Origin of the sequence: Helicobacter sp., assembly GCF_022511165.1 — a bacterium.
In the GTDB taxonomy this organism is placed as follows: domain Bacteria; phylum Campylobacterota; class Campylobacteria; order Campylobacterales; family Helicobacteraceae; genus Helicobacter_C.
In genome coordinates this window covers 1-9,761 of record NZ_JAFLSB010000053.1, presented here as the reverse complement: position 1 = coordinate 9,761, position 9,761 = coordinate 1, and the positions used below count along the sequence as shown (strand labels likewise).

Annotated in this window: 10 protein-coding genes; 5 read left to right on the top strand and 5 right to left on the bottom strand. The window is 39.1% G+C overall.

Annotated elements, in window-relative coordinates:
- The 5 genes from J1E28_RS07045 to hypA form a co-directional block, all read right to left on the bottom strand.
- Positions 1 to 334 (bottom strand): dihydroxy-acid dehydratase (locus tag J1E28_RS07045; RefSeq protein WP_291028188.1); only part of this gene is annotated, 334 nt, incomplete at its 3' end.
- 26 nt (positions 335 to 360) lie between these two features.
- The gene (locus J1E28_RS07040; protein ID WP_291028192.1) at positions 361 to 1,752 is read right to left on the bottom strand and encodes a sodium-dependent transporter; all 1,392 of its coding nucleotides are present in this window, start codon (positions 1,750 to 1,752) and stop codon (positions 361 to 363) included.
- Between the two features lie 81 nt (positions 1,753 to 1,833).
- A complete protein-coding gene (gene lpxB, locus J1E28_RS07035) occupies positions 1,834 to 2,973 on the bottom strand; it encodes a lipid-A-disaccharide synthase (protein ID WP_291028190.1) in 1,140 nt (379 codons plus the stop codon).
- A 13-nt stretch (positions 2,974 to 2,986) separates the two neighbouring features.
- Positions 2,987 to 3,457, bottom strand: a complete 471-nt coding sequence (locus J1E28_RS07030) for a hypothetical protein (RefSeq protein WP_291028186.1) — start codon at positions 3,455 to 3,457, stop codon at positions 2,987 to 2,989.
- A gap of 43 nt (positions 3,458 to 3,500) precedes the next feature.
- Positions 3,501 to 3,857, bottom strand: a complete 357-nt coding sequence (gene hypA / locus J1E28_RS07025; protein ID WP_291028184.1) for a hydrogenase/urease nickel incorporation protein HypA — start codon at positions 3,855 to 3,857, stop codon at positions 3,501 to 3,503.
- Between the two features lie 83 nt (positions 3,858 to 3,940).
- Here hypA and ispG point away from each other — a divergent pair, with 83 nt between their 5' ends.
- The 5 genes from ispG (at position 3,941) to J1E28_RS07000 (ending at position 9,756) form a co-directional block, all read left to right on the top strand.
- On the top strand, positions 3,941 to 5,011 hold the full coding sequence (gene ispG / locus J1E28_RS07020; RefSeq protein WP_291028182.1) for a flavodoxin-dependent (E)-4-hydroxy-3-methylbut-2-enyl-diphosphate synthase: 1,071 nt from the start codon (positions 3,941 to 3,943) through the stop codon (positions 5,009 to 5,011).
- On the top strand, positions 5,004 to 6,284 hold the full coding sequence (locus tag J1E28_RS07015; RefSeq protein WP_291028180.1) for a glutamate-5-semialdehyde dehydrogenase: 1,281 nt from the start codon (positions 5,004 to 5,006) through the stop codon (positions 6,282 to 6,284). Before ispG ends, J1E28_RS07015 begins: the two co-directional genes overlap by 8 nt.
- A gap of 3 nt (positions 6,285 to 6,287) precedes the next feature.
- Positions 6,288 to 7,859, top strand: coding sequence for a phosphoethanolamine--lipid A transferase (locus tag J1E28_RS07010; protein ID WP_291028178.1), 1,572 nt, complete (start codon positions 6,288 to 6,290; stop codon positions 7,857 to 7,859).
- Positions 7,860 to 7,900: 41 nt separating this feature from the next.
- Positions 7,901 to 8,449, top strand: a complete 549-nt coding sequence (locus tag J1E28_RS07005; protein WP_291028175.1) for a hypothetical protein — start codon at positions 7,901 to 7,903, stop codon at positions 8,447 to 8,449.
- 77 nt (positions 8,450 to 8,526) lie between these two features.
- The gene (locus J1E28_RS07000) at positions 8,527 to 9,756 is read left to right on the top strand and encodes a multidrug effflux MFS transporter (protein WP_291028173.1); all 1,230 of its coding nucleotides are present in this window, start codon (positions 8,527 to 8,529) and stop codon (positions 9,754 to 9,756) included.
- Positions 9,757 to 9,761 lie beyond the last annotated feature (5 nt).

Here is a 9,761-nt window from a genome sequence, read left to right as displayed (position 1 = left end):
CATCAAGGGCGTGAGCATTCATCATCGTTTCAATACTATCGGCGATGAGTTCGCGGCTTGGCAATGAATAGAGCATACCACTATGCCCCATAGCAATCCCATCATCAACGCCAATGGTATTAAACTCAAAAGGCACGCCACCGGCTTTTCTAATCTCCTCTTTGATAATTTGTGCATAACGATTAAGAAAAAAATGCCCCGGAATAATATCGATATAGCTATTTGCTACGCCAATAAAGGGTTTATTGAAATCTTCATCTGTTAAACCCGTAGCACGTAATAAACTCCTATGCGGGGCTTTTTGATAGCCTTTTTTAATGATATCGCTTCGCATTAGAATCTCCTTATTTAAGGTTTGTCTTAATCATCGCTAAAAAGAAAACTTGCGATATTTTGTCCTGTGAAAAACTCTACACAAACTGCTAAAAATACTACAATCGTAATAAATGGCGCGATGTAGCGCATAATGATATACCACACATTAAACATCATAGGAGTAAAGAAAGTTTGGCTTTTATCGCGTAATTGCTCCTTTGGCACGATATAGCCAATGAAAATCACTGCCAAGAGCCCTCCAAGCGTCATAATGACATTAGCAGAGAGGAATTCTATAATATCCATTAGTGATTTTGCGCCAAAGGTAAGATATTCGCTTAAGGGTGTGCAAATTGAGCAGACAATCAACATTCCAAGTGCAAAAATAGCTGCACTGATGCTCCAAGTTGCCTTTGCTCGATTCCAACCACGCGTTTCACACACATACATTACTACAGGCTCAAGCAGGGAAATAGCAGAAGTAATTCCAGCAAAACTAAAGGCAATAAGGAAAAGGCAAGCAATCACATTGCCCAAAATGCCAAGGTGGGAGAGCATAACGGGTAGGGTGGTAAAAATAAGCCCCGCCCCCTTACCTACTGCGCCACCATATTCATACACAAAGGTAAAAATCATAAGCCCAGCCATAATAGCAATGACAACGCCGGAAATAACAATCCATAATGCGCTTTTAAGCAGATTTTGATGAGGCTGTGAGGACGCTGCATAAGTGATGATAATCCCCACACCAAGAGAGAGTGAGAAAAATACTTGCCCTAAAGAATCAATAAACACACTTGGTTGCAATGCCTTTTTAAATCCTTCTATATCCACGCTTAGCATAAAAGCCACGGCTTTGCTAAAAGAATCCATACTCATTGCATAAAAAAGCAACCCAAAGAAAATGATAAAAAGTAGGGGAGTAAGGATAAGATTTAAAAGCTCTATACCTTTTTTTACGCCGCGTGAAATCACAAATGCACTCACACACATTACAAAAAGTAGTCCCAGACTTTGAGGCACAAAGCCCTCTGTGTAGAGATGATTAAAAATAGCTTCCGAATTTTCCATATTGGTGGGGAGATTAAAGCTTATATTGAGGAGATAGTAAAACACCCAACCTAGCACAATGGCATAAAAAGAGAGAATAATAGGACCACCAATGAGTGTGATTCCTGCATATCGCCATTTTTTGTGTCCTTGTGGAGCGAGATTCTCATAGCTTTTAGAGGTGTTTGCTCTTCCTTTATTTCCAATAAACATCTCGCCAATAAGCATAGCTACCCCAATAGAGAGTGCAAGAAATAAATACAAAAGCACAAATGCGCCACCACCATTTACTCCTGCGATGTAGGGGAATCGCCAAATATGCCCTAAGCCAATCGAGCTTCCAAGGGCAGCGAGGATAAAACCAATTTTACTAAAACCATTCATTATGCGCCTTTTTAAGAAATATATTTGAGATTAAAGAAGTATCCTACTTAAAATTCATTATAAAAGACTTAAAAAGAAGTAAAATCAGCCTAAATCATTATTGTTTTCATTTAAAAGCTTTAAAATAAGGTTTGCTACTCTTCTTACACTGCCGTGTTTAAGGTAGCCTCTAAGCTCTTTTACTTTAAAGAAAAAGAGTTCAGGACGCGTATCATTGTAGGCTTTAAGGAGGCTGATTGCGGTGAGATTGCCTTGCACCAATTCAGGGTGAATCTCTTTATTGCCAATGTGTGAGCCATTTAAATGAAGGGCATTGTAGAGGATATTTGCAATGCCTATGTGATTAAGCCTCACAAGCGCACGAGCAAACAAAATATCAGTCCCGCGCGTTTTATAAACAAGCACAAAAGGTGTGCCAATAAGTGCAGCTTGCAGGGTTGCTGTGCCAGAGCAAATAAAAGCAAAGCTGCTCTCATAAAGTGTAGCATTTGCATCAAAGCTTGTTTCAAAGAGATTTATATCTTTTCCATATATTTGGGTTAAAGCCTGTTTATCAAGATCTTTAAAATGTTCAGGTATGACAAGAATCTTAGGATTTGGTAACTGTTTTGCTACTTTGGCAAAAATAGGGAAGATTCTTTGAATCTCACTCTTGCGACTGCCGGGCATAAAAGCGATTTTGCCATTTTCTAATGGCAGAGGCTCGGTTTTAAATTGCGAAATCTCATCAAGCAAGGGGTGCCCTACATATCGTGCCTTACCTTTTTCTCTTGCCTGAGGATACATAGTGAGCTCAAAAGGCAAGGTGGCACAGAGATAATCGCATAGAGTTTCTATTTGTTTTGCTCTCCAAGGTTTCCACGCCCACACTTGCGGCAAAATATAATATATTATTGGCACTTTTGAGCCATTTTCTTTGAGGGTTTTGGCAATAGGAAGATTAAAACTTGAGCTATCCATAAGCAGCACGACATCGCTTCGTTCAGCGAGCTTGCTCATTTTTTCAATAGCATTTTTGAAAAATGCAAGTTTTTTCATCACATCAATAAATCCCATAACCGCAAATTCTTCCAAAGTATATGTAGGTTGCGCGTTAGGAAATTCTGTAAATACGCTTGGTTCAAATACTCCACAAATCTGCAGTGATGTATCAAGCTTTTGAGCAAGTGGGCGGAGATGTATGTTCGCGCTTGGCTCACACGCGCTCACAAAAAGTCGTTTAATGCTATTCATAATATTATGAGTTATCCTTGCTAGATACATCAGTATCAGCAATGCTAGAATCCATTGGAGTCTTTTGTGTGACTTGTAAGAGGCTTTCTTCAAGCTGATACTCGCTTTTTAAATCCCGCAATTCCACGCGCAATTTAGAATTTTCTAATTCAAGCTCATTGATTTGTGCTTTAAGTGCATTTTGCACTCTATCATCATTATTGATAGAATCTTGGGGCATTTGGGCTTGTTTTTGCTCAAGGACGCGGATAGCTTGTTGTGCGAGGCTAATATGCTCTCGTAAGGTTTTAAGCTTTGATTTAGAGTTTTTGATTTCTTCGTGGTATTGAGCAATTTCAACGCGGAGTTTTTCTCGCTCATTCTCAAAAAATCCTACAATATCCCAAAGATTCTGCGTTTGTGGATTATATTTAAGAAATTTCTCAAACACGCGCTCATCAAGCTTTTGGGCTAATGATTTCTCTTGTGTGTGCATAACGCCTCCTTAAAGATTTTTAGCCTTATCTCTTTCCCTTATTTTAATCATTGACATCAAGCTCAAGGCTCAAAAGATGCAATTCCTTGCCCTGTGTAATGCTTACTTGCTGACTTTGACAATGTGGGCAAGTGCTGTATATGCAGTTTTCCCCGCTAAAATCCGCTCCACAAGAAATGCAATGCAAAGCGATAGGCTGATATTCTATCTCAAGTTCAGCACTTTTACAAAGCGCAGATTCAAGCCTAAAGGTATCAAATGCGCTTTGAATAAGCGCACTATCTACCCCGCTTCGCTCACCAATAGCAATACGCACTTTGGCTACATTTGTTGCATTATGTTCTTTGGCGTGAGATTCGCACATTTCAATGAGCGAGGCGATGATAGAATATTCGTGCATATCTACTCTTTACGATTTGTGTTCAAAATTTTACCCAAAGAATGCTAAAATAAAAATAATTTAAATTTATTAAAGGTTTTAATGTGCAAAGAATAAAGACTAAACAAATTTTTGTAGGAAATGTCGCAGTTGGGGGCGATGCGCCTATTAGTGTGCAAAGTATGACTTTTAGTAAAACTTGCGATATAGAGGCGACAAAAGCACAGATTGATAGATTATATTTTGTTGGGGCGGATATGGTGCGTGTGGCGGTGAGTGATCCAAAAGATGCAAATGCGCTTAAAGCCCTTAAGGAAGTTTCATCTCTACCTTTGATTGCAGATATTCATTTTCGCTATAAATTTGCGCTTATTGCGGCTGAAAGTGTGGATTGTATCCGGATTAATCCGGGCAATATCGGCTCAAAAGATAGAATAAAAGCCGTAGCAGATGCGTGTAATGCACGAGGCATACCTATTCGCATTGGCGTCAATGGGGGAAGTTTAGAGAAACAATTTGAGCAAAAATATGGCGCAACGCCTAAGGGTATGGTAAAATCTGCGCTTTATAATATTAAATTGCTTGAAGATTTTGGTTTTACAAATATCAAAGTCTCACTTAAGGCAAGTGATGTTGTGCGCACAATGCAGGCATATAGAATGTTGCGTCCATTGGTGGAATACCCCTTTCATCTAGGTGTTACAGAGGCGGGGACTTTGCCTCATTCAATGGTTAAAAGTGCTATGGCTTTAGGCGGGTTACTAATGGAGGGGATTGGCGATACGATGAGAATCTCTATCACAGGTGAGCTTGAAGAAGAGATTAAAGTTGCGCGTATGATTCTTCAATATAGTGGGCGACAAAAAAGCGGTGTAAGCATTGTTTCTTGTCCTACTTGCGGGCGTATAGAGGCTAATCTTGTGAAAATGGTGCAAGAAGTTGAATCTCGCGTTAAACACATCAAAACACCCCTACAAATAAGTGTAATGGGCTGTGCTGTAAATGCTCTAGGAGAGGCAAAACACGCAGATATTGCTATTGCTTTTGGAAATAAAGATGGATTGATTATTAAAGAAGGCAAGATTCTTTGCAAGCTCAAAGAAGATAAGCTTCTTGAGCGATTTATCACAGAAGTAGAGAGTCTTGCTAAGCAGAGAGAAGAAGCAGATGCGTGAGAATTTATATGAGACACAATCAAAGCCATATGATGCTTCCTTACTTGAATCCACACTCAAATCTGCTCAAGCAAGTGCAAGGGTATTAGAGCAATTAAGCAATGCAGAGCGAGAAGCTGTGCTTCAATCGATGGCAGATGAGATTGAGGCAGAATGTGCAAATATTTGTGAGGAAAATGCAAAAGATATGGCTAAAGCGCAGGATTTGCCTTTGTCTATGCGTAAGAGATTAGAATTAAATACAGAAAAAGTGCGTGCTATGGCAGATTCTATCCGCGATATTGCAACACTTCCTTGTAGTTTAGGGCAGGTAATAAAGAGTTGGAAAAACAAAGCGGGATTAGAGATTATGCAAGTGAGTGTGCCTCTAGGCGTGATTGGCGTGATTTATGAATCTCGCCCTAATGTTACAAGCGATGTCAGTGCGTTATGTTTTAAAAGTGGAAATGTGTGTGTGCTTAAAGGTGGCAAGGAGGCATTTCACTCAAATATGGCAATACACCAAGCTTTGCACAAGGGCTTAGAGAAGCATCATCTCCCTAAAGAATGCGTGAGTATGCTCAGTGATACCTCAAAGGAGGGTATTTTGGCGTTTGTCAAAATGGATAAATATGTGGATTTGCTTATACCACGTGGAGGCGAGGGGTTGATTGAATTTGTCAAGCATAATGCGACTATTCCCATCATCAAGCACGATAAGGGCGTATGCCATACCTATATCCATCAAGATGCACAGCTTGATATGGCTTTACAAGTAGTCCTTAATGCAAAGTTAGGCTATCCCGCTGCGTGTAATGCTTGTGAATGTGTGATACTTGATGAGGTGCTTGTGGAGAAGTTTTTGCCTATCTTGCTTGAAAGCTTAAGGGCATCAGGGGTGCGAATGATGTTTGAAAATGAGGAATGGCTTAAAAAATGGGGTGTTGAAAATGATGGATTAGCTGATTTTGAGAGGGAATGGGGCGATAAGATTCTTAATCTCAAGGTGGTAAGTGGCTTTGATGAGGCGATACAACATATCGCACATTATGGCTCTTTGCATTCTGAATCTATTATCACGCAAAATAAGGCAGTGGCACAAGCATTTTTGCGTGAGGTTGATGCGGCGTGTGTGTATGTCAATGCCTCTACGCGATTTAGCGATGGTGGGGAATTTGGTTTTGGGGCAGAGGTGGGGATTTCTACCTCTAAGCTTCACGCACGCGGTCCTATGGGGATAGAATCTCTTTTAAGCTATAAATATTGTATTTTTGGTAATGGACAGGTGAGGTAGCTGATGTTAAACATTCGCCTTTCTTGGCTCTCTTTCACATTGCTTTGTGCGTTTTATTTAAGCTGCTTAAATTTTAATCTCCTAGGCTTTATCTATGATAGCATTGATGAGAGTGCCTCTTTGTGGCAGCATATTGCTTTTATACCAATGGTTTTTTTGTTGCTTTTTGTGCTTTTACATTTCTTCTTATTGCCTTATTTGAGTAAGTTTTTTATGGTAATTTTTATAATGGTAGCGTGTGTGAGCGCGTATTTTATGAGTGCCTATGGCGTGATTATTGATAAGACAATGCTAGAGAATGCCTTTAAAACCGATGCAAGAGAAGTAAGTGAGCTTTTAAATCTCAAATGTATTTTATTTGTGCTGTGTTTTGGAATCTTGCCTTCTTTACTCGTGCTAAAAATGCGTATTATATATGCGCCTAAAGGCATAAAGAAGGCGATTTTTACGCGTTTTTTAAGTTTTATAGTAGGTGTTATGCTTCTTTTAGCGATTTTTGTGCCTCAAACATCATTTTTTGTGCCATTTTTTAGGCATTATTATCAAAGCGAGTATTATACAACGCCTTTTTATCAGCTTAAATCTTTAGTGAAATACATTAAATCTCACACTTTTACAAAGCCTCCCCTAGAGCTTATCGCACAAGATGCTAGGCTTGGCGATGATACAAAAAGATTGCTCATTCTTGTGGTAGGGGAAACAGCAAGAGCGGCAAATTTCTCCCTCCTTGAAAATTCACATAGGCTTACGAGCAATGAAACCAATCCTTATACAAGTAAAATGGGCGTGGTGTTTTTTAATGATATGTTTTCTTGTGGCACTTCTACGGCGGTGAGTTTGCCCTGTATGTTTTCAGATTCTCCACGCAAAACTTACAAGGGCAGTGAATTTAAGGAAAATGCGCTTGATGTGCTACAAAAAGTGGGTGTGAGGGTGCTTTGGTTTGGCAATAATTCTGGCGGTTGTCAAGCTGTGTGCGATCGTATCAAAGAAGTCAAAATGTTTAGAGAAGACTATGATGGGGCGATGCTAAAAAGCATAGAAAATGCCCTAAAAGATGTGGGTGAGCAAGAAATTATCGTTGTGCATTTACAAGGCTCTCACGGACCAACTTATTATAAAAGATACCCGAGTGATTTTGCACATTTTCGTCCCACTTGCGATACAAATGAATTGCAAAAATGCACAAAAGAAGAGCTTTTTAATACTTATGATAATACGATTGTATATAGCGATTATATTATCAGTGAGTTGATTAAAATGCTTCAAGCTTATCAGCAATATCAAGCCTCCTTGCTCTATATTTCAGATCACGGGGAGAGTTTGGGGGAAAATGGCATTTATTTGCACGCAATGCCGTATTTTCTAGCCCCTAGAGAGCAGATTCATATTCCTGCTCTTTTTTATAGCAATGATAAAAATTTAATGAATCTTGCCTTTAAGCATAGGGATTATGCCCTTTCACACGATTATCTTTTTAGCACTTTGCTAGGATATTTTAATTTGCGCACAGAGGCATATAACAAGGATTTTGATATTTTTAATGCCTCTTTGCAAGATAAGGACACGCATTAATGCGCTTTATACACGCACATAAAAGTATAAAGGAGATGTATATGAAGAGAATTGCCACCTTGTTTTTTTGCTTTGTTTTTGCCTCTAATGCCTCAGCTGATGATTATTATGATACAGGTAGAATCTTTGTAGGTGTAGATGTGGGCGCTGTGGGACTTGCGGATTTTAGCGCAGGTATTATTGGGGGCTATCAGTATTATTTTACAAAATCTTATCAGCCCAATGATGCTTTTAGGCAGGGGATACGAGGTATTGTTGGCATAAATTGGGGTTCATACACATATGATAGATTTAATTTTGATTCTGCGCGATATAGTGAAGTTTCTAGCGGTTCTTTATATACGCGTGTGGGAGTGGATTGGAGTGTGGATTTTAACCCTAGGAACAAACTTGTGTGGGGGGCATTGGCAGGGCTTAATATAGGCTATTTTAAGGTTTTTACAAATGATAGTATCCCCCGCACACATCGCGGATTTAATCTTGAGGGGCATATTGGTGGAAGTGCAACCTATGAAGATACACATAGGCTAGAGTTATTGCTTGGTTGGGGCTATTCTGCATTATCGCTACGTTATATATGTATGTTTTGATGTTTATAATCTAAATTTAATTTAAAATGAATAGAATCTAGAGATAGCCAACATAGAATCGTATTTAGAGGGGTTTAATGCAAAAGCACACGCAAATTTATGGATTTAAGAAGCTTCAGCTTATCTTTATCTTGGCTTTAATGTCAAGCCTTGCTCCGCTTTCTACGGATATGTATTTGCCTGCACTTTCTCACGTTGAGCAAAGTTTTAAAACAAATTCTTTTCTTACTCAACTCTCCCTCGCAAGTTTTTTTATTGCCTTTGCTTTAGGGCAGCTCATTTATGGACCTTTAAGTGATATTTTCGGGCGCAAAAAACCCGGTTTGGTTGGGGTTTTGCTTTTTATTGTTTCAAGTTTTCTTTGTGTCGTGATTGATAATATCTTTGGCTTTATCACCTTTCGCTTTTTTGAGGCTTTGGGAGGCTGTGCGGGGGTGGTTGTCGCAAGGGCTATTGTGAATGATCTTTTTGAGATTAAAGAGGCGGCTGGAATCTATGCGCTAATGATGGTTTTTAGTTCCCTTGCACCTATGCTTTCACCCACTTTTGGGGGACTTTTACTCCAATATTTTTCGTGGGAGAGTATTTTTATGACTTTATTTTTACTCGGGCTTTTACTTTTTTTAATGGTGCTATTTGGATTAAAAGAATCTGCCCCACACCTTGAAAACAAAAGATTCTCCCGTAAAGAAACTCTCAATAATTATAAAATTGTTCTTAAGGATAAAATGTTTTTGGTTTATGTGTTTTCTGCTGCTTTTGCGCTCTGTGCGATGTTTGCTTATATCACAGGCTCAAGTTTTATTTTTACGCAAACTTTTGGCTTAAGTGAGCAGGCTTTTGCCGCACTTTTTGGTATTAATGCTTTGGGTTTTGTGATTTTTGCAAATGTCAATGCAAAATTGGTGCAAAAATTTGATGCACAAAAGATTCTTGCAAAGGCTTTAGTAATTATGTTTATTGCTACTTTGATTTTGCTTGTAAATGCGTTTTTAGAGCCTCGTTTTTGGCTTTTTGAGAGCCTACTTTTTATAAGTATTTCAATGCTAGGCTTCATTGCACCTAATACCACAACTTTGGCTATGGCGAGATTTAAAGAGCAATCAGGCACAGCTTCAGCCGTGCTAGGCACAAGTCAATTTGCTCTTGCGGGGCTTATTGCTTTTGGCGTAGGGGCTTTGAATGCAAATACTCCGCTTATTCTAGCGATAGTGATGTGTGCTTGTGTGCTTGTCGCAAATGGAGTGTATTTTATATGCAGAGATTCTAGAATCTTTTCAACCCCCCGCGATAATCTTATCGACTAGGGTTT